Below are 22,577 nucleotides of genomic sequence, written 5' to 3'. Positions count from 1 at the left end.
TCCAAGCGTAAATATCGCATATTTAAGCAATATTATTTGGAGATTGCTTCGTCGGCTGTCGCCTTCCTCGCAATGACACCCTCGGTATTGTCATTGCGGGCGGAACCAAAGTGGAGCGCGGCAATCTCCGAGATTGCTTCGTCGGCTGTCGCCTTCCTCGCAATGACAGGCTCCGTACATAACATGAGGGACGGCTATGGCCAAACCATAACCGTCCACTCTGTTTAATCATCCATTATTCCCATTCAATGCATCAGCCGGTAAACCCGTCACGCGAGGCGGACCCCAAAAGCGGTCTAGTCCACCAGCACCTCGGTCCAGAGCTGATTATAGACGCTCTTGTAATCTCCCAGATCGACATATACATCGCTGTTTTCCAGAATGCTGTCATCGGGCCAGAAGGCAGGCAATTCAAACACTTCCGGCATTTCCTGTCGGATCCGGTTAAGGGCTTCCACATTGGGTGAGGTATAGCCTACCGCTATGGAGTTCTGGTAGGAAATTTCCGGATCAAGCATGAAATTGATGAACATCTCGGCTTCCTTTTTATGCTTGCAGCTCTTGGGGATAACCATACAGTCGAACCACAGGTTGGTGCCTTCCTTGGGAATACCAAAGCCGATATGGCTGAAGTCCGCCGACTCATCCCAATACAGATCCATGAAGTCGCCGGAATAAGTCAGACCCATGGCCGCATCGCCATTGGCGATCATGTCCTTGATCTCGTCGCCATAGTAGCCGGTCACAATCTTCTTCTGCTCAAGCAGGGCCTGCTGTGCCTGTTTCAGTTCCTCATCGTTGGTGGAGTTCATGGAATAGCCGAGCCTTTTCAGGGAAGCGCCCATGGCATCGCGGACATCCTTCTTCATCAGGATCTGGCCCGCATACTTGGGATTCCAGAGAATATCCCAGGTATCCACCGGATCGTCCACCATGTTCTTGTTATACAGGATGCCGATGGTGCCCCAGAAATAAGGAACCGAATACTTGTTCTCCGGATCATACTCCAGGTTCTTCAGCCTTTCGTCCACATACTTGTAATTGGGTATATTCTCAAAGTCGAGGGGCAATAGCATATCCTTCCTTATCATTTCGGACACGGCATAGTCCGAAGGAAAGACCACATCATAGCTGCTGCCGCCCGCTTCCAGCTTGGCCAGCATGGTTTCGTTGGTATCGTAAGTTTTGTAGTTGATCTTAATGCCCGTTTGCTTCTCGAATTCGTCCAGCAGGCTCTCATCAATGTATTCCCCCCAGTTGAACACGTTGAGGACTACCTGTTCCTCTCCGCACCCTGACAGGGAAAATGCCATAGAAATCAGTATTGCCGCCACAATGACAGAAGCAAGGATCTTTTTCATAGCAGCAACTCCTCTCCTTTTTCACTTTTTTTGTTGATTATCAGCAGCAAAATCACCACCGTCACGAACATCAGGGTACTCAGGGCGTTGATGGAAGGTTTCACGCCCCTTTTTGCCATGGAATAGATCAGGATGGACAAATTGCTGACCTCATTTCCGGCGGTGAAAAAGCTGATCACAAAATCATCGATGGACAGGGTAAAGGCCATCAGGGCACCGCTGACAATTCCCGGCCTGATCTCCGGCAGGATGACCTTTCTCAGGGCATAACCGGGCGTGGCGCCCAAATCCATGGCTGCCTCGGCAATATGTCGGTTCAACTGCCTGAGTTTTGGCAACACGGCCAGGATGACATAGGGGATGCAGAACAGCACATGGGCAATCAGCATGGTCACAAAGCCCAGTTTCATCCCGGCTGAAATAAACAGGGTCATGAGGGCCACGCCGGTCACGATGTCGGGGTTGAGCACGGGAAGATTGTTGATGTTCAGGACCAGGTTTTTGCTGAACCCCCGCATATAGTGAATACCAATGGCAGAGATGGTCCCCACAATGGTGGAAATCAGCGTGGCCAGGACAGCAATAAGGATGGTGTAGTACAGGGCTTCCGTGATCAGGCGATCCTTGAACAGCTCGGCATACCAGTCCAGCGTAAAACCGCCCCACTGTCCCCTGGACTTGCTCTTGTTGAAAGAGAAGGCGATCAGGGTGATAATGGGAGCGTAGAGAAACAGAAAGATCAAACCCATATAGATTCTGACAACCGCTTTTTTCATAGCCATCGTTCCTTCATTGCCTAGACTTACATTTTCACCGGGTTTTTATCCTCCTGCTGGCCATTCCTGTCCAGGCGGGACATGATGGCCATGGAGATCAGGATCATCACCATCAGGATGATGGAAAGGGACGAGCCGAAATGCCAGTTGCCTTCCCACATAAACTGCTGCTCTATCAAATCTCCGATAAGGGGTGTTTTGCCTCCTCCCAGGAGCCCGGAGATGACGAAGGTACTGACCGCGGGCAGGAACACCATGGTGATGCCCGACACCACACCGGGTATGGACAGGGGCAGAATCACCCGCATAAAGGTCTTTATTTTATTGGCGCCAAGGTCGTTGGCCGCCTCAATCACGCTTTTGTCGATCTTGCTCAGCACCGTGTAGATGGGAAGGATCATGAACGGCAGGAAGTTATAGATCATTCCCAGCAGGACGGCGGTCTTTCCCGGCATGATCTCCAGCCTGGGCAAGCCGACCAGTTCCAATACACGGTTCAGGAAGCCATTTGGCGAAAGGATGGACATCCAGGCATAGGTTCTTAATAGGAAGTTCATCCACATGGGCACGATGAGGAACATCACCAGCATGCCCCTGACTTTGGGATTGGCTTTGGACACGATCATGGCCACGGGATACCCCAGCACAAGGCAGCATAGGGTAGAAATCGCCGCCAATACGAAGGAGTTCATGATAACCTTAAGGTAGAGCGGCTCCAGCACGCGCTCATAGCCCTTCGTGGAAAACCTGAGTTCGGTCAGATTGTGGATGTTCCCTTCGGTAAAGCTGTACAGAAGGACCAAAAAAAGCGGCACCACGATGAATATGGCCATCCAGACGGAATAGGGATAGGCAAGGAGCTTCATTCTTTTCATGTCTGGGATCCCTCCCTCTTCATGACATGGATGTCGTGGGGCTGGATATTCATGCCCACCCGGCTGCCTTCCGGGAACATCATGGTTCGATGCACCATGTATTCCCTGAACTCATTCTCGATGAGCATCTCGTAATGCACACCCTTGAAAACCACCGATGTGACGGTTCCCTGGAGCATGCCTTCCTCGGGATTGGTGACAATGCGGATATCCTCGGGCCTGATAACCACATCCACCGGTTCGTTGGGCGCAAAACCGCTATCCACGCAATCAAAGACATGGTTATCGAACATGACCTTCCGATCCTCCAGCATGATCCCTTCGATGATGTTGCTCTCACCGATGAAATCAGCCACAAAGCGGTTGGTGGGTTCATTGTAGATGTCTTCAGGGGTTCCCACCTGCTGGATCTTGCCCTGGTTCATGACCACCACGGTGTCCGACATGGTCAGGGCTTCTTCCTGGTCATGGGTGACATAGATGAAGGTGATCCCCACGCTGCGCTGCATGTCCAGAAGCTCGATCTGCATTTCCTTGCGCAGCTTCAGGTCCAGGGCACCCAGAGGCTCATCCAGAAGAAGCACCTTCGGCTCGTTGATCAGGGCACGGGCGATGGCCACGCGCTGTTGCTGGCCGCCGCTCAAAGAGTCCACATGGCGCTTCCCGAAATTCTCCAGATCCATCATTTTGAGCATTTTTTCGACTCTTTCATGGATCTCGTCCCTGGGCAGTTTCTTGATTCTGAGGCCAAAGGCCACGTTTTCAAAAACATTCAGGTGGGGGAACAGCGCATACCGCTGGAAAACCGTATTGATATTCCTTTTGTAGGGAGGAACCGGATTCAGGAGCTTACCTTCAAAGAGGATCTCCCCTTCGTCGGGTTCCTCAAAGCCTCCGATCATGCGCAGTGTAGTTGTTTTACCACATCCGCTCGGTCCCAGCAGCGTCACGAATTCATTTTCCCTTATTTTCAGATTTATCGAATCAACGACTTTTACGCCATTGTAGGACTTGGTCAAATTCTTCAGTTCAAGAATATACTTCTCCATCACAATCCCCCGATCCATTGTGTACTCGGACTAGAAGCTTGGCGGCGATGATATCCACAATATCCTGGCCACAGTCCGGCCTGTATTTTTGATGCAATGATTCTTGTCAGGCTTGAAATAGAAGCAGTCGCCTTTTTTCATCTTCATGCGCTCTTTTCCGAGCTGAAGCTGCACGCTCCCGCTGAGCACCATGCCAAATTCTTCACCCTGATGCGGGGTATCTTCCCAGGTGGAACACCCCGGCTGGAGATCGACTATGATGGGCTCCATGGCCCGCGTCTTGGCATTGGGTACGATCCAGTTGATGTCATATCCCTCTTCGGGCATCTCCTTCACAAAGAAGTCGTTCCCCTTAAAAACAACCTGCACATCCTCCTCTTCGCTGAAGAAATCCTGAAGGCTTGAGCCAAGGCACTCCAGGATATCCTGCAGGGTGGATATGGACGGCGAGGTCAGGTCGCGCTCCAGTTGGGAGATATATCCCTTCGTCAATTCGCACCTGTCGGCCAGTTCTTCCTGAGTCATATCATTAGCCAGTCTGAGTCTTTTTATTTTATCCCCGATTTTCATGACAGCTTCCTCCGACGGAACTCACGGATCCATCCCGATTCGGCATTTTTCTTCCCAAACAGCTGTTACTCATCATTTGGGGCTGTTTAATAACAGTAAACAAAATAGCTTAAATACGTGACAACTTGTTTACTATTACTAAACAACAGAAAACATTATTGCACTGATCCCTTTCATTGTCAACCACTAAAACGCAATTTTTTGAACTGTATTTTCATGTTTTTTTTAGCCGTGTGCCTGATATGTCATTTTATTCCAAGACCTATAGAACCCACGCGTTGTCGGCCTTATACCAGAGTCCTGCGACCGGCCGAATCAAGGCAGGAAAGCGGGCAACACAAGGCAGGGCCGGCTCGCGCAGCCTTGTGTTTGCGTGCCGCAGACTTCAAAAAGGTACAAAAAAGCCGGGGATCGCACATCCCCGGCAATTTTTTGGAAAAATCCCTATTCAATCTTACCGAATTTGCTGAGAGGCAGGAGGCGGAAGATGGCCTTTCCCTCAACCCAATCCATATCAATCACGCCGAAATTCCTGCTGTCCATGCTCTGGCTCCTGTTGTCGCCCATGACGAACAGTTCCCCTTCCTGGACAACCACCGGTTCCATATTGCCGTTGGCCACAATTCCCAGCACCGGATCGATACGGGCATAATCCTCCTCCATGGGGATATCATTCACATACAGCACATTGTCGCGGATCTCCACCTTATCCCCCGGCACCCCGATAACCCGCTTGATCAGGCGATTCCTCCTGAAATCACCTTTCAGCTTGAGGGCCACATCGGATATGTAGATGCGCAGCCTTCCGATGGCACCGTTAATGGGTTCATCCCTGAGGAATATGATGATATCGCCCCTCTGGGGTTCGCTGGAAACATAGGCCAGTTTGTTCATGATCAGTTTGTCTCCCTGGACAAGGGTATCCATCATGGAAGTCATGTTGACCTCGGTAAGGGCAAACAGCTCGCTTTGAATGAGAGAAGCGATCAGGAATGCCACAAGGATCAGCACAACCCATTCCATGATTTCCCTGCCGATGCTCTTCTTTTTATTCTGCTCCAAATTAAAACAACTCCTTCAGTGCATTTTCCCGGTGTCCCTCCAGACGGCTCACAGGCACAGCCAGTCTTACGGGCTGCCGATATATGCTGGCGCAGACCGTTATTTATAATGATACACGGGTTACCCCTTCGATATGCATCAACTGCCGCACAACCGCCTCTATTTCCACCTGTTTTCCTTTTTTAACCTTACAGAGGATCCTGTGGCTGAGCACGCCATCGGTTCTTGTCGTGTCCATGCTTTCTATCTGAAGGCCCAGCTCCTCAAGTTCCTTTTCCCATGAAACTTCGCGGTTGCCGGCCTCCCTGGCCTCCACGGACAGGACAATGGTCGATTTTTTCTTATGCAGCCTTTTTTCAATCAGTTTCAGGTACATGAGTATCGCCCAGGTCAGGATGGTGGCCAGGACAGCTGCGGTGTAAAACCCTATTCCGCAGGCAATCCCGATGCAGGCAACAGCCCAGATGCTGGCAGCCGTGGTGATGCCTCTGACCGACGTGCCATGGCGGATGATGGCTCCGGCACCCAGAAAGCCTATGCCGCTGACCACCTGCGCGCCTATCCGGGTGGGCTCCACGTTGACAACCCCTTTGAAGGCGACCACAGAAAACTCGGATATCATCATCACCAGGCAGGCGCCCATGCAGACCAGGATGTGTGTCCTGAAACCGGCCGGCTTATGATGGTTGTGCTCCCGTTCAAACCCGACTATCCCGCCAAGGACGCACGCCACCAGTAGCCTGACGGCTACGACCAGCAGATATCGCGGTTCAAATTGAAACAAATACCAGTCCAAGTTATCACCATACCTTACTAACGCATATTTGAAGCCTTTATGGTACAAAGGCTGTGGTTCCTGGTTTCAACCGTCCTGGGATGCAGCAGGTGTTCATGATCCAGAACATAGCGGATGGTGCTGTCCGCACACAGCACAATGCACCGGTCCAGGTCCCGGAACGCTTCTTCCCGCATGGCTTCCACACCGTCAAACTTGCGGCCGGGCTCGATATAGTCGGCAATATAGATGATCTTTTCAACCAGTGTCATGCCCGCTTTGCCGGTATTGTGCCAACGAATGGCCCCCAGTATTTCCGGATCGGTTATGCCGTATTCCTTCCGGGCCAGGTGCTCCCCGATGATGGCATGGAGCAGACCGGGCTGAGCCCATTCTATTTCATCGGGTTCATATCCGATTGATTTCACATATTCGCGGGCCATGTCACCCTTCAAGAACTTGCCGCAGTCGTGCAGCAGACCGGCAAGATAGGTCTTCTTCTCATCCGCACCGTAATGTCCGGCCATTTTGACAGCCGTTTCAGCCACATTGAGAGAATGGATGTACCTTTTCTCAGACAGTGTGGCCTTCAGTTTTTCCTGTATCCGATCCAGTTCCAGTGCATCCAATGTCATTCCCCCGTATAAAGCCCGTGCTCGAGAATATAACGCTCCACAGTCTCGGGAACCATGTATTTGACGGACAGCCCGTTTTTCACACGGTTTCTGATCCTGGTGGATGAAAAATCGTAAATATCGGTTGAGGACACATGGATCCGCGCGCCATGCTCTTCCCTCAGCCTGTCTATGGTCATGTCCAGCAGCCGGTTATTGGTATCCGGCCTTCTGGCTACGATGAGATCTGCCATCCGGAGGATCTCCTCATAGCGCTTCCAGGTGCTGAACTGAACCAGAGAGTCCGCCCCGATGATCAGGCACAGCCTGTTGTCCTTCCCATATTCCTCCGTGAGGATCTTCAGCGTTTCAACCGTGTAGGAAGGCCCCTCCATTTTCATTTCCACATCGCTGAGTTCAAACCAGGGATTGCTGCTGACGGCCAGTTCCACCATGGCCATCCTGTGCTCCGTCCCGATGAGCCCGTCAGAACCCTTGTGAGGCGGAATCTTGGCAGGCACAAAAAGAACCTTTTCCAGGCTGAACTCCTCCCGGATATGCTCGCAAATCAGCAGATGCCCGTAATGGATGGGGTTGAAGGTCCCCCCCATGATGCCAATCAACCGCAGACCTCCTCAAATCCAGTTTTTCGTATAGATCCTGGCGCCAAAGGGCAGCAGGGAAAGCTTGGCAAGCTTAAAATGCTGCCTGCCGAACGGAATCCCGATGATGGTGATGCAGAGAATAAGCCCGAATACCAGATGGGTAAGCGCAAGTTCCCATCCCAAAAGCAGGATCCAGAGCAGGTTTCCGATAAAGCCGCCCACTCCGAACCGGCCGATCTCCACATCCTTCCCAAAAGGCCAAAGGATGAAGGAGGCTATTTTCAGACACTGGAGACCAAAGGGTATCCCCACGATGGTCAGGCAGCAGATAAGCCCGGCCACAGTCCACAATAAAAAGGATACCAAACCTCCGAATATCATCCATACCAGGTTTCCCAAAAGATACATGACAACTCCTCCAGGGCAATTGATGCCACACTGCTTCACACTTACTAATAATCTACCATAAGTTTAAATAAATATCATCACTGACGGTGTCCGTAAAAAGCGTCCGACAAGCACCCCGTTAACATTAATGCCCGTCCGTGCTGCTTGGACAGGCATTTCCCCTTTGGCTATTTTACCGTATACCCCGCATCTTCTATGGTCCCCCTGATGGTCTCCGCATCCAGCCTTTCGGCATCATACTCCACCACAATCCGCTTAGCCTGGAGATCCACCAAAACGTCGTAAACACCGTTGAGCCTGGACACCCTTTCCCTGATGGCCGCAACGCAGTGCTCACAGTTCATTTCCTCCACAATAAAGGCAACATGCTCGCTTTTCATCGTATCACCTCTCCGTAGTCACAACAAATTATACCTTATGGAAATGAACCTGTTCAATAAAAAAATGCAGGATGCCCGCGCCTTAAGGGGATATTGCCTTGCTCAACCACCCGAACTGCGGCTTTCCAACAGATCCACCAGCCTTGTGAAGTAATCCGGTAGAGGTGCCTCGAAATGCATGAATTGCCCGGTTGTGGGATGCATGAATTCCAGGAAACGGGCATGGAGTACCTGTCCGCCGGTATCCATCAGGCTGCACTTTTTGCCATACAGCGGATCCCCTGTAACAGGATGCCCGATGTAGGCCATATGGACGCGGATCTGATGCGTCCTGCCGGTCTCCAGCTTCAGCCTGACCCATGTGTGGGACGGATAGCGCCTTACAACCGTATAGTGGGTGATGGCCTCCTTCGCGTTCCTGAAAGTAACGGCCATTTTCAGCCGATTGGTGGGGTGACGCCCGATGGGAGCATCTATTCTGCCGGACTCCTCCCTGATGACTCCGTCCACGATGGCTTCATAGGTGCGGACGATCTCATGCCTTTTCAGCATATCCGAAAGCCTGAGATGGGCGGCGTTGTTCTTGGCCACCACAAGAAGCCCGGAGGTATCCTTGTCAATCCGGTGGACAATTCCCGGCCGGATCACGCCGTTGATATCCGAAAGCGAATCCCCGCAATGGTTCAAAAGCGCGTTGACCAGCGTGCCATCCCAGTTTCCTGCCGCAGGATGGACCACCATATCCTTCTGCTTGTTGATCACGATGATGTCGGCATCTTCATAGACCACGTCCAGCGGAATGTCCTGGGGCTTCAGTTCGGCTGAAACGGGCTCGGGTATCCGGACACGGACCGTCATGCCCTTCTTCAGCTTAAAACCGCTTTTAACAGCGCTGCCGTCCACCAGAACATGCTTATCTTCAATCAGTTTCTGAACAAAGCTTCGCGTCACATCCGAAAGCTTTTCGGTCAGCCAGACATCCAGCCTGAGGCCGGCATCCTCTTCCGCTGTGTGAAACTCCAGTTCCTGGCTCTCCATCTTGCAAACCCCTGCTCAACTGCCGGATTCCGAAGAATCCTTATTTGCTTTGTCCGCAGCAGAAGTTTTCCCTGTCGCCGGTTCCCTGTAAACGAAGATGATGTAGATGAGCAACAAGCCAACGCCGATGGTAATGCAGACATCGGCCACATTGAAGATGGCGAAATCATAGCCGAAGGGGTAGAAATCGAAAAAGTCGACGACATACCCCCTGAAAAGCCTGTCAATCATGTTCCCCAGCGCCCCGCCGATAAGAAGGGACAGGGAAAGCCTTGCCAGCGTGTTCTTATGCGTTGTCATAATCCGGATCATTACGGCAACGGCGATGATGGTGATGATGATGAACCCCCAGCGGAAATTCTGGAGGATGCTGAAGGCAGCCCCCCTGTTCTCGCAATAGGTGATATAGAAAAATCCCTTGATGATCTCGATATGGGTTCCCACCGGCACCAGGTGCTTGGTTATCTGGTCCAAACCGATTACCGCAATGATCAGCAGAATCCAAATCATGGCTTTCTCCTTGTTTATTCAATGGTCACTCCTGTAAAGTAGTGCTTCAGGATCTGTTCGTATGTATAGCCCTGAAGCGCGAAACCCTTTGCGCCTTCCTGGCTCATTCCCACACCGTGGCCCCAGCCCTTGCCGGTGAAGACATAGACATTGCCCGTTACCGTAGCGGTTGAACCCGATGAAACACGGGAACCTGATGATAAGGTTGAAATGCCGCCGGAACTTATGGCCGACAGCGTGCCCGAATCGCTGAGGGTCCGGGTACCTGAGGACGTTACCGCCACGCTGTTTTCAAGGTCAACACCCCGTTTGCTGCCATCCGCGGTGACGGCATAGACGGTTCCTGAAGTGCCGGAGGTGCCGGAAGCGGGTGCCGGCGTGCTGCCTGGTGAGCTGATGGTGTAGTTGTTGCTGGGCAGCCCCAGCACCGTCCGTCCATCCTGCCTGTAATAGGTTATCGAGCCCTTGGTTCCCGTAAATTTCAGCTTAATGGGCCTTCCGGCTTCCGAAACCTCTTCGATGGATACGGACAGGATGTCGCCGATATCCACGTCGCTGAGGAACAAAATCTGCTTGAGCTCCTGCGCCGTAAAGGTCTTGGTCCAGGTGTAGTTATAGGATGTGCCCGATTCGTAAGGATCGGGGACACTCTTCAGATAGGGCAGCGACGTGCCCCACACGTTGGCGCTGTCTTCGGTCATCCCGCCGCTGGAGCTGAAATAGTGGACCGAAATCGGGCTTCCCTCGTAAAGGATCTTCTTGCCCCTGGTCTGGTCAACAGCAGCGTTGGTGGCCTGTTTTTCACCGTCATATCCGTTATAGACCTGGTCGCTGGCGGTATCCGCCAGGTCAAAACCCCATTTCGAATATTTCCCCAGGTTCCTGTAGGTATAGGTCCTGGCCGCCACCGCCTGGGCCTTGATGGCTTCCATGGGCGCTGATGCCTCAATCTCCTGGGGAACCACGCCATACAGATATTCCTCAATATTGACAATATTGATCACCGTCAGATCGCTGTCAAGGTACCTTCTGATCTCAAACTCGCCCCTGTACTGCCTGCCGTTCACCGAGAGAACACAGGGGTTGTTGGCCTTAATGGGCCGCACGCGCAGCCTGGACTTGCCGTCGGAGCCGTCGGAGAAAATCAGAAGCGGCTCGGCACGGCTGCTCTGGACAACCAGCCTGGCACTTGACACAGGCACCACTTTCAGGTTGGATGTTCCCAGCTTGTTGGCAAGGCTTATCAGCTCCTGGCTGGCCATTTCATACTCGGCAAAAAATCCGGTCCAGACATACCAGCCTTTTTCATAGGCCGGGTAGGCGACCACACCCAATGCCAGCAGCGCATCCGCCGTTTCCCTGGCCGCATCAAAATCTGCCACGCTGTCGCCTATCTGGATATGGTATGGACCCAGGGTCTCCCCTTCAAAGGGTTTTCCTTCCGAAGGGTCATAGGCGCTGGTCACGCCGCTGGAAGATTTGATGAAATACGCGTCTTTTCTGATGATTACCGAAGAACCTCCCGGAATGCTCAGGAGCGTCTGAAAGGTATCGTTGCTGAAAACTCCGACCTCAAGGCCGGCTTTGGTACTGAAAGAGACGTTGGCCACGGTGTCATTGCCATAGTAGATGCCAATTCTGACCGTCTCGGGCCATCTGGCGGCAAAGGCACGGCCGGTGCTTCCAAAAACAAGGATGAATGTCATCAAAAACAGGAAAACCAGTAAGGTACCTCTCTTCATGGTGCACTCCTTTTTCTTCAGTAAACCGACGGAATATATTGCCTGCATATTTCCATTATACCTGACTGTTGCGCGGCTGTATATAAAACAATGGTTACGATTTGGCTACAAATCCGTCCCATACACGGGAACGGGACCATTGGACTATGCGAATCCGGGACTACTGTATAATTTATATCGACCCGTAAACGTTATAAAATAAGAATAACGACCAAGGTATCGCCCATCCCTTGTGTCGCAGACTGTTCATTTAATACCCTCAGGCACGGGCGGCCTGTTCGTTCGGCATACCGCATTTTGCAAGCTGTTTGACCCTCCGGTCGAAAGCACTTGGCTGATGAGCATCCCCAATTCAACACCCTGGCCGTAAGGCAGGCTGCCCCTTTGCGTTTCGTTTAATCCTCCCCTGGTCCGATATGGGCCTTGTCTTTTTTTTCCGCTGTGCTATGATGGTTAGGATACTTTTAGCAGCGATGCGTCAAGTAAAAGGAGTGCTCTTTTGCTATGAGGGTTACCGCCATCAGGACTAGAATTGTTGAAGTCGGCTCATGTGATGTGACTGAGCTGCTTGCTGAATCCTTAAAAGCTGTTCCCGAAAGATCGGTTATCGCCATTACCTCAAAGGTGGTCTCGCTATGCGAGGGCCGTGCGATGCCCCAGTCGGACTATGGCAAGGACGAGCTCATCGAAAGCGAAGCGGATCTCTTCATTCCCAGGTCGGAGAGCAAATACGGGGTTTACCTGACCATAAAAAACAACATGCTGGTCCCCACAGCGGGCATTGACGAATCCAATACCAACGGGTATTACGTCCTGTGGCCGGAAGATCCACAGGCCTCGGCCAACAGGTGCTGGGAATTCGTGAGGAACCATTTTGGTATCAAACATGTGGGCATCATCCTCACCGACAGCATCTCCAGCCCCATGCGGCTGGGCGTAACGGGCAGGAGCATCGCCTATTGCGGGTTCAAGCCCATCAATTCCAGGATCGGGCAGGCCGATCTTTTTGGTAAGCCGCTCCGGCAAACCCGCATCAATGTGGCAGATGCGCTGGCCGCATCGGCGGTTCTGGTGATGGGCGAATCGGACGAGCAAACTCCCGTTGCGCTGATTGAGGATGTGCCCTTTGTGGACTTCAGCGATCTTGCGCCGACAGCCGACGAGCTCAATGCCTGGAAGGTCAGGATGGAAGATGATCTGTATGCCCATCTTCTGACGCGCATGGAGTGGAGAAAGAAAAAGGATTGAACAGGCTATTGCGGCGAAAGTCCTCTTGCGCCCGTCTTGGCCAGTTCATCCGCCCTGTCGTTGAGCGCGATCCCGGTGTGGCTTTCCACCTTGTACCAATGGATCCTGATGCCGCAGGCATCAATATACTGCTTATAAGCCTGGGTCATGGTGGTGTTGGTCTTGTAGCTTCCCACGGCCCATTTTTCTATGTTCTTAAAATCGAAGAAGATGCTTATCTCGGTTATACCATGCTTTTTGCACCATTCCAGGGTTTCCATGACGGCCCGGATCTCCCCGCCCACCTGCCTAGCGGAGAAGGCATCGGGATCATCCACTCTCCCGCACAGTTCGGCAACGATTTGCCCCCGATCCAGGATGACCGCGCCATAGCCGATTTGACCTTCGATGAAGGAGCCGTCCACAAAAGCCTGGTAGCGGGTGGGAAGGGCATTGAAATCAATGGACTCGGCCGTTTTTCTTTCCTTTGGCTTCGGAGCCTTGTCCGCTTTTTCGGTTCCATGATCGGTCGCACCGAGCGTCATGCCGATCTGGCCGGTCAGAAGTTCCGTCACCCGGTCATAGTGCTCCTGTGACAGGTCGGAATCCTTTCTGAATGAGAAACTCCCCTTTTTCGGGCTGTAATCCACTATGAGTTTGCCAAGCTTCTCTCCGTCCGTGCTTAGCGATATCTTCAGCATGTAATCGCGGATCATCGCAATCTCACTTGCATAGCCGTGCTCGGCGAGAACCGGGGACAGCCTGTCGTAGATTGCCATGAGTTCGCTTTCGCATATATAAGCCATTTCGTATTTCCCTTTCATCCATCCTGTATGTACTTGGCGGTTACATCCTGGTTCAGGCAATACAGCAGGGCATCCTCCTTTGTCACCAGCCCCTGTTTGCAGAGCTCGGCGATGCTGTAGTCCATGCTTCTCATGCCCTCATTCCTGCTCATATGGATGACCGAATCGATCTGGTAGGTCTTGGATTCCCGGATCAGGTTCCTTATGGCATTATTGGCCAGCATCACTTCAAAGGCTGCCACCCGCCCTTTGACAGGTGAAGGCAGCAATTGCTGGGAAACCACGGCCTGAAGCACGGTTGACAGTTGGATGCGGATCTGGTGCTGCTGGTTGGGCGGGAAGACATCGATGATCCTGTCAATGGTTTTTGCAGCACCCAGCGTGTGGAGGGTGGACAAGACCAGATGCCCGGTTTCAGCCGCCGTCATGGCAATGGATATGGTTTCCAGGTCGCGCATCTCGCCTACCAGGATTACATCGGGAGACTCCCTCAGAGCCGCCCGGAGTGCCCTTGCATAGCTTTGGGCATCCTGCCCGATCTCCCGCTGATTCACAATGCTTTTCTTATGCCTGTGAAGAAACTCAATGGGTTCCTCCAGCGTCAGAATGTGGCATTTGCGCGTGCTGTTGATGAGATCGATAATACAGGACAGGGTAGTGGATTTCCCGCTTCCCGTCGGGCCTGTCACCAGGATCAGGCCTTTATGGTACTTGTGCAGATCCAGAACCGCCTGGGGAATCAGAAGTTCGTTTGGATCGGGAAGCTCGGTGAACACAATCCGGATGGAGGCCGCAACCGATCCCCGCTGCATGAAGGTATTGACCCGGAACCGTCCCAGTCCGGGTATGGAAACCGAGAAATCCTTGTCCCCGCTTGCCAGGAACTCCCGGTAGGCGGCTTCGTTGGCAAACAGCTCACGCACCAGCCTCTCGGCATCCCTGACGCCGAGGCGCTGGCTCCCGACGTATTGCAAATCTCCCTTGACCTTCATCACCGGGGGAACCCCAACCGTGATCTGAAGGTCTGATGCCTGATGATCCATGGCAATTTTCAACAGCTTTTGAACAGGCGTGTTTTCCAGGTTGAAATCATTTGTACTCATTCCGGTCTTCCTTCCCACAAATCGAGTTCGTTCCTGTACTCAAAAGGTTCCTGCCACATACGCCATTCCAGAACAGCGCAGATATCCTCCAGGTTCTTTTCTTTATCCGGGTCGGAAACCTCGATGCGGACATTGAGGTACCGCAGGCTGCCTTCATGTTCAAGAATGAATGTCTTTCCGGCAATAAAGTGCAGGTCCACCGGCACTGTGCTGTACAGGTGGGCATTTTCCAGGTAATCGCCGGCCATGCTGGCCACGCATCCCGGATAAGCCTCCGTTATGGCGCTCATGGCATAGTACATGACAAGCTTCGGATAAAGTTCTTCCATGTACCGCTGCCTTGCGCCGGAACCCGAAAGGCTTCCCAGGGTTGCCCTGATCATCTCGGCTATATTGGCAGGCAGCCCGGCACCGGAGAAATCGCCTTCCGTAATCGCGCGGAGGGCAGCCGAGGCCTTCTCCCTGCCTTGCTGGACACTGTTGTAAACGCCATTTAAAAACCTTTCCCCCTCCGAGTCCAGGTTATAGTATGTTTTTACGGTTTCCGCATGCTTCATGGCCAGGCGAAGGTTGGCCGATGACGTGGCAACTGCCAGAACCCCGAACACCACCAGGATGATGAGGACCAGGGCAACCAGGATCGAGGAACTGCCCCGGTTGGACGTAAGCCATTTCACGGCTCCACCACCTCCCTGACGGTGTTGAGCATGGCTGAAACCGCGTATATCTCCTCATAGGGTTTCTGCCGGAGAGGATAGGGTTTAATTTTGAAGCTTCTCAGGTCGATAGCCCAGAGCCCGTCGCTGCCGGGTACACTGTATAACCCGATATGCATGGCATAGGCGGCTTCACGCTCCGGGTCCCGGATACCGGACAGAGGCTGCCAGCCGTCGTCGTAATAGATCACATAGGAGCCGGCATCCGATACGGAAACAACGGATTCCAGCGCCGAAGGATCCCCGCCAATCCAGTCTTCGGGGGATGCTTTTATCTTTTCAATCCAGGCGCTGCCATGGAAAACCGACCGGTCAATGTCTGCGGCCAGCCGGTTGCTGACATGGGCATGAATGAAGAGTCGGACTGCCACTGTCCCGGCAACGGCCAGCAGCGCCACGGCGATGATCATCTCGATTAATGTAAACCCTTTTCTTCCCTTTATGTACTCCATGCTAACCATCCGTACCTCTTAGCACAACACAGACACCCGGGCGGTTACCTCTCCGACCTGAGCAGGATGCTGCTCTCCATCTTAAGCCTTGCGTCCTCCTGATCAAGCCATACCGAGAAGTTCAGCAGGTTATTGTCAAGCTCTGCCGTAAAACCGTCCGCGTCGGCTATCTCAAAGCTCAGCTCGTTGGCGGGCGCCTCTCCTTCCAGCATCAGCGCCTCCCGGAGCTTGCCCTCATCCTGGTATATCCAGGTTTCATAGACCTCGTCGTCGTATGTTTCGCGGATGACGATTGCCGGTCCGCCATTCACCGGGTTCTTTTCCACCCGGACAGCCTGCATGACGTCGTTCTGCCGGATCTTCATCTGGATGAAGGAAAGGGCCACCCTCAGCTCGGACTGCAGGTTCTGCCCGTCATATATCCTGGAATAGGCCGAGGTTGAGGAAACGGCCAGGGAGAAGATACCAATCCCCAGAACGAGCAGCAGAAACAGGGCGGCAACCGTTTCCACGCTGACGCTTCCCCGCTGCTTTGGACCATTGTTTTCCGCACCTGCCCTATTCTTTTTTATAAACCTCCACAGTGGGCAAAACATTTGACGCAAACACCTCGTAATAGAAGAAATACCTTTCCCTGTCCAGAATGAGCCCGTAGTGTTCCTCCAGGTATTCCAGGCTGGGCGGATAGCTGCCTTCCAGCGCATAGCACTGGACGCAGGCATCCAGGATGGCCTGGCGAATCTCCTCCGGCTGCGTGCTGCTCTGCTCCGACCAGAAACCCGAAAGGGCAGCCACGCTCGCCAGGGCGACGATCAGGAATATGACCAGAAGGATAATTCTGCTGTAAATCGGGTATTGTCCGTTCAAAGCGTTCACCCTATCCTATGGAAGCCATGATGTTGATCAGCGGAAGAATCACCGACAGCAGGACGCCCGCCAGAATAAGGGACAAAGCGGTGACGCAAACCGGTTCGATAAAGCCGATAATGCGCCTTAAAGACGAGTCTGCCTCTTCCTGCCAGGTACGGGACGCCTTATCCATCACAGCATCCAGGCTTCCGGTTTTCTCGCCCGACTTCATCAGCCTGATGAACAGGGCCGGGAACAATCCGGTATCCCTCACGGCTTCCCAGAAAGGCTTGCCTTCCGACACAGCCTTTGCAGCCTCGCCCGTTTTGGCAACGACATAAGCGTTCTCCAGAACGCCTGAAACCAGGCCAACCCCCTCCGTAACCGTCATGCCGCTTTTCAGGGTCAGGGCCATGGCGCCGCTGAACCGGGACGCGATAATCTTCCGGTAGATGCCTCCGGTTATGGGGTTGACAACCTTGAGTTTATCCAGTAGAAAGCGCAGCTTCTCCTGGCGGGACAATGCCAGGATACCTGCGGCCAGGAGCAACAGGGCTGCCAGAACATACAGGAAACCGTTCTTCAGCGTGTTTCCAAGCAGGATGAAAAGGTCAACCTGTACAGGCACCTGTCCGCCCAGGGATGTGAGAATCTCCACAAACAGCGGGACAACCCTGAAGGCTATCAGGGCGATTACTCCAAGCATGAACAGGGCCAAGACCAGCGGATAGGTCACGGCGCTCCTTATCTTCTTCCTGGTGTTGGCCTGGTTCTCATAATATTTGCTCAGGCCTTCCAGGACGGGTTCCAGCATGCCGGTCTTCTCGCCCACCCGGATCATGGCCGTCATGTAGGCCGGAAAACAGTTTGCAGCCTCAAAAGCCGAGTACAGGGATGATCCGTGTTCCACATCCCTGGCAATGGTTTCAAGGGCTTTTTTCAGCTTAGGGTTGACGGTATCCTCGCAAAGCATCGGGATGCCTTCCACCGGATGTATACCCGATTTGAGAATCAGCGCAAACTGATGGCAAAGCAGGGACAAATCCATTTCAAAACCCTTGGCCTTCCTTCCCATCCTATCAACTCCAGCCTGTTAATCTTTTCTATATCATACCAAATTAAGGGGACCATAAAACAAAAACATGGCCGAAAGCCATCTGATAACCATCCTGCGCCTGCTATCTTGCACTGAGGATGCCCTTGATTTTTTCAATGAGCATGGAGCAGGCCACCTCGTTGAATCCGCCCTCGGGAATGATGATATCCGCATATTTCTTGCTGGGTTCCACAAAGGCTTCGTGCATGGGCTTTACGGTGTTCAGGTACTGGTTGATCACCGAGTCGATATCCCTTCCCCGCTCATGAATGTCGCGGATGAGCCGCCGGGCAAACCGGATATCCGCATCCGCATCCACAAAAACCTTGATATCCATCAGCTCCCGAAGCCGGGGATCCTGGAAGATCAGGATGCCCTCAATGACGATGACATGCCTCGGCTCCTCCCTGATGGTTTCAGCCAGGCGCGCATGTTCAATAAAGGAATAAACCGGCCGATGGATGGGCTTGAAATCTTTCAGATCCTTTATCTGCTCCACCATCAGGTCGGTATCAAAGCTGTTGGGATGATCGAAGTTCAGCTTTTTGCGTTCCTCAAAGGGCAAATGATTGAAGGATTTATAATAGTAATCCTGGCAAATCAGGGTCACATCGTTTTCAAAAGCCTTTTTCAGCCGGACAGCCAGCGTTGTCTTGCCCGATCCGGTTCCGCCGGCAATCCCGATAACTACCGCCTTATCCAAAATACTTCCCCCAATATTTCTCAGATTGCTTGTCCGCAATTTTTATTATATCACGGCAAAATCGGATAAAAAACAGCCGGTCGTCCACAAAAAATGTCTTGTCCGGACTATTATACCCGCCGGTCCATGGGTTATAATACAGAAAGCAAACCAGCAAACCAGGATATCCCTGTGGATTTGCCGATGAAAGGATGGTTTTCATGCGGTTTTCCGAAATGCCCTACGAGCGGCCCGATATGGAAGCGTTCCAGAAAGAGGCCGGAGAAATCATCAAGGCGGTGGAAGAAGCCCAAAACCCTCAGCAGCAGCTTGAAGCCCATAAGGCCTTCACCGCCCTGAGAAAGAAGTTTTCGGACATGGCCACACTGGCCAATATCCGAAATTCTCTGAACACCGAGGATCCTTTCTATGAACAGGAGAAGAACTTCCTGGATGAAAACGAACCCCTGATTCAGGATATCCAGACCAGGTTCTACAAGGCTCTCGTATCCTCCCGCTTTCGGGCGGAGCTTGAAAAAAGCCTGGGCAGCCTGATGTTCCTCAATGCGGAAATGGACCTGAAAGCCTTTGATCCTGCCATCATCCCGGAACTTCAGGAAGAAAATAAGCTCACGACCCAATACCAGAAGCTTCTGGCATCCGCCCAGTTGGAATTTGACGGCAAGACCCTTACCCTTTCGCAGCTCGGGCCATACATGGAATCCCCCAGCCGCGATGTGAGAAAAGGAGCCTTCCAGAAAAGGACCGAGTTCTTCATGGCCCATGAAAAGGAACTGGACGAGCTCTATGACAAACTTGTGAAGGTGCGCACGTCCATGGCCAGAAAACTGGGCTTCAAGGATTTCGTGGAACTGGGCTACCTGAGGATGGGGCGCAACTGCTATGGGCCGGACGAAGTTGCCCGGTTCAGGGAACAGGTCAAGAAGCACCTGGTCCCCCTGGCCACGATGCTCCGGGAACAGCAGCGCGAGAGGCTGGGGCTGGAAAAGCTGACCTATATCGATTCCCCCCTCTTTTTCAGGGACGGTAATCCCAAGCCGGAGGGAACCCCGGAAGAGATCTTTGCGGCAGGCCGCAAGATGTACGACATGCTCTCCCCGGAAGCCAGCGAGTTCTTCCGCTTCATGCTGGATAACGAACTCATGGATGTCTTAAGCCGCAAGGGTAAGGCCCCGGGCGGATACATGACCTATATCTATACCTATGAATCACCCTTTATCTTCGCCAATTTCAACGGCACCAGCGGCGATGTGGACGTATTGACCCACGAATGCGGTCATGCCTTCAACGGGTACCTGACAAAGGGTATCGAACTTCTGGAGTATAAGTTCCCGACCCTGGAGGCCTGCGAGGTCCATTCCATGTCCATGGAATTCTTCGCCATGCCCTGGATGAAGCTATTCTTCGGCGATAAGACCGAGGCCTACAAATACATGCACTTGGCCAGCGCCCTGCTCTTTATCCCCTACGGGTGCCTGGTGGACGAGTTCCAGCATGTGGTTTACGCCAATCCGGACATGACGCCGAAGGAGCGCAAGGAGGCTTGGCTCAAACTGGAGAAGGAATATCAGCCACACATGGACTATGAGGATGACCCGTTCTTCGGAAAGGGCGGCACCTGGCAGCGGCAGACCCATATCTATACCGCACCTTTCTATTACATTGACTACTGCCTGGCCCAGATCTGCGCCCTCCAGTTCAGAAGCCTCATGGTCAAGGACTACAGGGCCGCATGGGAGAAATACATCAGCTTCAGTAAGAAAGGCGGAACCATGACCTTCGTGGACCTTTTGAAATCCACCGGGCTGAAATCGCCCTTTGATGAGGGGTTTGTTAAGGAAGTGGCGGAAGATTCCCTGAAAGCGCTGAACGAAATGAAGCCCTGAGCCACCGAAGTCCTTTGATTCGCGCAATTCAGGGAATCGCAGCTTACGGCTGAAAGGCGCTGAAAACTTGAAACGAAGCTGGTGAAAACGGTATTGACAAACAAAAATGGCGTTTGTATAATTATTTAAGTCTGCTGGCGATGCGAAAAGCATCGCTGACATGTGCCAGTAGCTCAGCTGGATAGAGCAACGGACTTCTAATCCGTCGGTCGGGGGTTCGAATCCTCTCTGGCACGCCAAGCAAAACCCTGAGAGCGTGAAGCTTTCAGGGTTTTGTTATATTCTACGAACGGTTCGTGAAACGACGATTTGATTACTATTTGTCTATTCCTCGGATAGAAAGTAATAAAAGTGCTAGTGAAGAATTTTTTGATGGTATTAATTCTCAAAACTTGGTTATAGATTAAAGTAAGTTAAAATTATTCATTTTTTGGTGGTTTTCGCTTTCACTTCTTTATAAAATCTAAGAGTATTAGAGAATTTCGAGGTAATTTCTGGAGTAATAGGAGCTGATTTTAAGAAGATTTTTTTAAGGGTTATTTCGTTTCCACCTACTATCTCCAAAAATCACCCCAATTAACACACAGAGTTTCAAAAATACCATATTTAGTCGGGACATTATAAGTAATTATTTTCCTACTCTTAATTTCTGTAATACTGTAAAGTGCAGAGGGTGTAAAAAAAACACCTATCCAATCTGCGACTTCATACCAAGATGCGACTTCATCAACAGCAGGGCCAACTAACACAGAATTTTGCATTGCATATCTACCAAAACTTATAGCTCCTCTTACGAGTATTTCTTTTTGAAGTCGCTTCAACAATTAAAAATTTTGCAATCATACCTAAATAATTTAAAGATACATTGCAATCACCAAATGCAGAAATGACAATTGTATCTGAAATATTGATAATTTCAGTTTTAAGTTTTTTAAATTCTTCAGATACCGGTAAAATTTCTGGATCTAACATCAATATAGAACCATAATCTTTTGCACGGTTATATATTTTGTTTATTATGCTTATTGCATCAGTTTGGCGACTATAAATACCTTTCCATCCGAGCACATCAATGAAAGCAACTGCACCATCTTGCAAGTTCATTTGTCATCATCCCCTTTCAATACTACCATTCGACAAAAAAGGGGATTATCCTTTATTTTAACATCACCGTCTCTACTCCTGACTTCTGATACATTATCTTCTATGGATTGTATGTCAAGCAAAGACCCCATAGCTCAACGCCATGGGGTCTTATATTTCATTATTTCAAATTATCCACCGCAGCTCTTTCAATAGCCAGCCCCTTGGTGTAGCGCTTCATAAATTCATTGAAGCCTTCCACATCCTTGGGTTCTGGAGCCAGTGTGCTCTTGGGCTGGTTGGCGAATACTTTCTTGTTGAGGAAGTCGTCCAGGGTCTGGTTCTCTTCCTTGTTCACCAGGTAGGAAGCCAGAAGCGCGATACCCCAAGCTCCGCCTTCTCCCGCTGTTTCCATAACCGATACGGGAACATTGATGGCGGCCGCCATGATTTTCTGCCCCACTTCCTTGGTCTTGAAGAATCCGCCATGGCCCAGCATCTCGTCTATCTTCACGTTCTCCTTTTCGTAAAGGATCCGCATACCGGTGTTCAGCGCACCCAGCGCGGACATCAGATGGACCCTCATGAAATTGGCCAGGTTGAAGCGGCTGTCAGGCAGGCGCACAAATAAGGGACGTCCTTCCTCCATGCCGGTGATGTGCTCGCCGGAGAGGTAGCCATAGGACAGGAGCCCGCCGCAGTCAGGATCACCCTTCAGCGCCAAACCGAGCAGGGTATCATAGAGCCTGGGCTTTTCGACCTCAAAACCAAGGGATTTGATCACTTCTGAGAACAATATAATGCCCCCCATTGTCAAGACAATTTTTCAGCTTTTCTAAGTTAGATTCTCCTTTCTTTAAATTTCCATATTTTACATTTATTTACTATGTC

At 51.7% G+C, this 22,577-nt stretch carries 26 protein-coding genes, 1 tRNA gene and 1 pseudogene; 3 read left to right on the top strand and 25 right to left on the bottom strand.

Going from position 1 to position 22,577, the window contains the following annotated elements:
* Nucleotides 1–32 precede the first annotated feature (32 nt).
* From F3H12_RS13260 to F3H12_RS09270, 15 genes are all read right to left on the bottom strand, one after another.
* The gene (locus F3H12_RS13260; protein ID WP_188118472.1) at nucleotides 33–185 is read right to left on the bottom strand and encodes a hypothetical protein; all 153 of its coding nucleotides are present in this window, start codon (nucleotides 183–185) and stop codon (nucleotides 33–35) included.
* A gap of 111 nt (nucleotides 186–296) precedes the next feature.
* Nucleotides 297–1,361, bottom strand: coding sequence for an ABC transporter substrate-binding protein (locus F3H12_RS09335; RefSeq protein ID WP_149679072.1), 1,065 nt, complete (start codon nucleotides 1,359–1,361; stop codon nucleotides 297–299).
* Nucleotides 1,358–2,137: an ABC transporter permease gene (locus tag F3H12_RS09330; RefSeq protein WP_149679071.1), complete on the bottom strand. Its 780-nt coding sequence runs from the start codon at nucleotides 2,135–2,137 to the stop codon at nucleotides 1,358–1,360. The genes F3H12_RS09335 and F3H12_RS09330 overlap by 4 nt, the downstream gene beginning before the upstream one ends.
* Before the next feature lie 26 nt (nucleotides 2,138–2,163).
* On the bottom strand, nucleotides 2,164–3,012 hold the full coding sequence (locus F3H12_RS09325; protein WP_149679070.1) for an ABC transporter permease: 849 nt from the start codon (nucleotides 3,010–3,012) through the stop codon (nucleotides 2,164–2,166).
* Nucleotides 3,009–4,061, bottom strand: a complete 1,053-nt coding sequence (gene potA / locus F3H12_RS09320) for a spermidine/putrescine ABC transporter ATP-binding protein (RefSeq protein WP_149679069.1) — start codon at nucleotides 4,059–4,061, stop codon at nucleotides 3,009–3,011. Before potA ends, F3H12_RS09325 begins: the two co-directional genes overlap by 4 nt.
* 30 nt (nucleotides 4,062–4,091) lie before the next feature.
* Nucleotides 4,092–4,631 carry a helix-turn-helix domain-containing protein gene (locus F3H12_RS09315; protein ID WP_149679068.1) on the bottom strand — a complete coding sequence of 180 codons (540 nt, stop codon included), beginning with the start codon at nucleotides 4,629–4,631 and terminating at the stop codon, nucleotides 4,092–4,094.
* A gap of 444 nt (nucleotides 4,632–5,075) precedes the next feature.
* Nucleotides 5,076–5,693 (bottom strand): signal peptidase I, encoded by a 618-nt coding sequence (gene lepB / locus F3H12_RS09310; RefSeq protein WP_243133246.1) that lies wholly within the window; start codon nucleotides 5,691–5,693, stop codon nucleotides 5,076–5,078.
* 103 nt (nucleotides 5,694–5,796) lie between these two features.
* Complete coding sequence (locus F3H12_RS09305; protein ID WP_243133245.1) at nucleotides 5,797–6,477, bottom strand: MgtC/SapB family protein; 681 nt, start codon at nucleotides 6,475–6,477, stop codon at nucleotides 5,797–5,799.
* Between the two features lie 29 nt (nucleotides 6,478–6,506).
* The gene (yqeK, locus tag F3H12_RS09300) at nucleotides 6,507–7,097 is read right to left on the bottom strand and encodes a bis(5'-nucleosyl)-tetraphosphatase (symmetrical) YqeK (protein ID WP_243133244.1); all 591 of its coding nucleotides are present in this window, start codon (nucleotides 7,095–7,097) and stop codon (nucleotides 6,507–6,509) included.
* 2 nt (nucleotides 7,098–7,099) lie between these two features.
* Complete coding sequence (gene nadD, locus F3H12_RS09295) at nucleotides 7,100–7,705, bottom strand: nicotinate (nicotinamide) nucleotide adenylyltransferase (protein WP_149679066.1); 606 nt, start codon at nucleotides 7,703–7,705, stop codon at nucleotides 7,100–7,102.
* 12 nt (nucleotides 7,706–7,717) lie between these two features.
* A complete protein-coding gene (locus tag F3H12_RS09290; protein ID WP_149679065.1) occupies nucleotides 7,718–8,095 on the bottom strand; it encodes a YccF domain-containing protein in 378 nt (125 codons plus the stop codon).
* 167 nt (nucleotides 8,096–8,262) lie between these two features.
* The gene (locus F3H12_RS09285) at nucleotides 8,263–8,475 is read right to left on the bottom strand and encodes a heavy-metal-associated domain-containing protein (protein WP_149679064.1); all 213 of its coding nucleotides are present in this window, start codon (nucleotides 8,473–8,475) and stop codon (nucleotides 8,263–8,265) included.
* Nucleotides 8,476–8,577: 102 nt separating this feature from the next.
* Nucleotides 8,578–9,513 (bottom strand): RluA family pseudouridine synthase, encoded by a 936-nt coding sequence (locus F3H12_RS09280; RefSeq protein ID WP_149679063.1) that lies wholly within the window; start codon nucleotides 9,511–9,513, stop codon nucleotides 8,578–8,580.
* A 15-nt stretch (nucleotides 9,514–9,528) separates the two neighbouring features.
* Nucleotides 9,529–10,023 (bottom strand): signal peptidase II, encoded by a 495-nt coding sequence (gene lspA / locus F3H12_RS09275; protein WP_149679062.1) that lies wholly within the window; start codon nucleotides 10,021–10,023, stop codon nucleotides 9,529–9,531.
* A gap of 14 nt (nucleotides 10,024–10,037) precedes the next feature.
* Nucleotides 10,038–11,765 carry a SpoIID/LytB domain-containing protein gene (locus F3H12_RS09270; RefSeq protein ID WP_188118471.1) on the bottom strand — a complete coding sequence of 576 codons (1,728 nt, stop codon included), beginning with the start codon at nucleotides 11,763–11,765 and terminating at the stop codon, nucleotides 10,038–10,040.
* Nucleotides 11,766–12,269: 504 nt separating this feature from the next.
* Between F3H12_RS09270 and F3H12_RS09265 the strand changes: the two genes are divergently transcribed.
* Nucleotides 12,270–13,013, top strand: a complete 744-nt coding sequence (locus F3H12_RS09265; protein WP_149679060.1) for a coenzyme F420-0:L-glutamate ligase — start codon at nucleotides 12,270–12,272, stop codon at nucleotides 13,011–13,013.
* A gap of 5 nt (nucleotides 13,014–13,018) precedes the next feature.
* On the opposite strand, the gene F3H12_RS09260 is transcribed toward F3H12_RS09265, so the two are convergent.
* The 8 genes from F3H12_RS09260 to udk all read right to left on the bottom strand — a co-directional run bounded on the left by F3H12_RS09260 (nucleotide 13,019) and on the right by udk (nucleotide 18,717).
* On the bottom strand, nucleotides 13,019–13,798 hold the full coding sequence (locus F3H12_RS09260; protein WP_188118470.1) for an RNase H family protein: 780 nt from the start codon (nucleotides 13,796–13,798) through the stop codon (nucleotides 13,019–13,021).
* A 14-nt stretch (nucleotides 13,799–13,812) separates the two neighbouring features.
* Complete coding sequence (locus F3H12_RS09255; protein ID WP_149679058.1) at nucleotides 13,813–14,901, bottom strand: type IV pilus twitching motility protein PilT; 1,089 nt, start codon at nucleotides 14,899–14,901, stop codon at nucleotides 13,813–13,815.
* Nucleotides 14,898–15,578, bottom strand: coding sequence for a hypothetical protein (locus tag F3H12_RS09250; protein ID WP_149679057.1), 681 nt, complete (start codon nucleotides 15,576–15,578; stop codon nucleotides 14,898–14,900). The genes F3H12_RS09255 and F3H12_RS09250 overlap by 4 nt, the downstream gene beginning before the upstream one ends.
* On the bottom strand, nucleotides 15,575–16,069 hold the full coding sequence (locus F3H12_RS09245; protein ID WP_188118469.1) for a type IV pilus modification PilV family protein: 495 nt from the start codon (nucleotides 16,067–16,069) through the stop codon (nucleotides 15,575–15,577). The genes F3H12_RS09250 and F3H12_RS09245 overlap by 4 nt, the downstream gene beginning before the upstream one ends.
* Before the next feature lie 44 nt (nucleotides 16,070–16,113).
* Nucleotides 16,114–16,581, bottom strand: coding sequence for a DUF4860 domain-containing protein (locus tag F3H12_RS09240; protein ID WP_188118468.1), 468 nt, complete (start codon nucleotides 16,579–16,581; stop codon nucleotides 16,114–16,116).
* A 46-nt stretch (nucleotides 16,582–16,627) separates the two neighbouring features.
* The gene (locus tag F3H12_RS09235) at nucleotides 16,628–16,936 is read right to left on the bottom strand and encodes a hypothetical protein (protein ID WP_149679054.1); all 309 of its coding nucleotides are present in this window, start codon (nucleotides 16,934–16,936) and stop codon (nucleotides 16,628–16,630) included.
* 10 nt (nucleotides 16,937–16,946) lie between these two features.
* Nucleotides 16,947–17,993 (bottom strand): type II secretion system F family protein, encoded by a 1,047-nt coding sequence (locus F3H12_RS09230; protein ID WP_149679053.1) that lies wholly within the window; start codon nucleotides 17,991–17,993, stop codon nucleotides 16,947–16,949.
* A gap of 103 nt (nucleotides 17,994–18,096) precedes the next feature.
* The gene (udk, locus tag F3H12_RS09225; protein ID WP_149679052.1) at nucleotides 18,097–18,717 is read right to left on the bottom strand and encodes a uridine kinase; all 621 of its coding nucleotides are present in this window, start codon (nucleotides 18,715–18,717) and stop codon (nucleotides 18,097–18,099) included.
* A 200-nt stretch (nucleotides 18,718–18,917) separates the two neighbouring features.
* Here udk and F3H12_RS09220 point away from each other — a divergent pair, with 200 nt between their 5' ends.
* On the top strand, nucleotides 18,918–20,603 hold the full coding sequence (locus tag F3H12_RS09220; RefSeq protein ID WP_149679051.1) for a M3 family oligoendopeptidase: 1,686 nt from the start codon (nucleotides 18,918–18,920) through the stop codon (nucleotides 20,601–20,603).
* Between the two features lie 162 nt (nucleotides 20,604–20,765).
* Nucleotides 20,766–20,842 (top strand) — tRNA-Arg (locus F3H12_RS09215).
* Nucleotides 20,843–21,371: 529 nt separating this feature from the next.
* Here F3H12_RS09215 and F3H12_RS09210 read toward each other — a convergent pair.
* Both F3H12_RS09210 and F3H12_RS09205 read right to left on the bottom strand, forming a co-directional pair.
* On the bottom strand, nucleotides 21,372–21,707 hold the full coding sequence (locus F3H12_RS09210; RefSeq protein ID WP_149679050.1) for a hypothetical protein: 336 nt from the start codon (nucleotides 21,705–21,707) through the stop codon (nucleotides 21,372–21,374).
* Between the two features lie 160 nt (nucleotides 21,708–21,867).
* Nucleotides 21,868–22,482 (bottom strand): annotated as a pseudogene (locus tag F3H12_RS09205) (FGGY-family carbohydrate kinase); the annotation flags it as partial.
* Nucleotides 22,483–22,577 lie beyond the last annotated feature (95 nt).

This window comes from Thermoclostridium caenicola (assembly GCF_900142095.1).
Taxonomy (GTDB): Bacteria; Bacillota; Clostridia; order DSM-8532; family DSM-8532; genus Thermoclostridium_A; species Thermoclostridium_A caenicola.
Note: the sequence above shows the minus strand (reverse complement) of the source record. Positions and strands in the feature narration are given on the sequence as shown.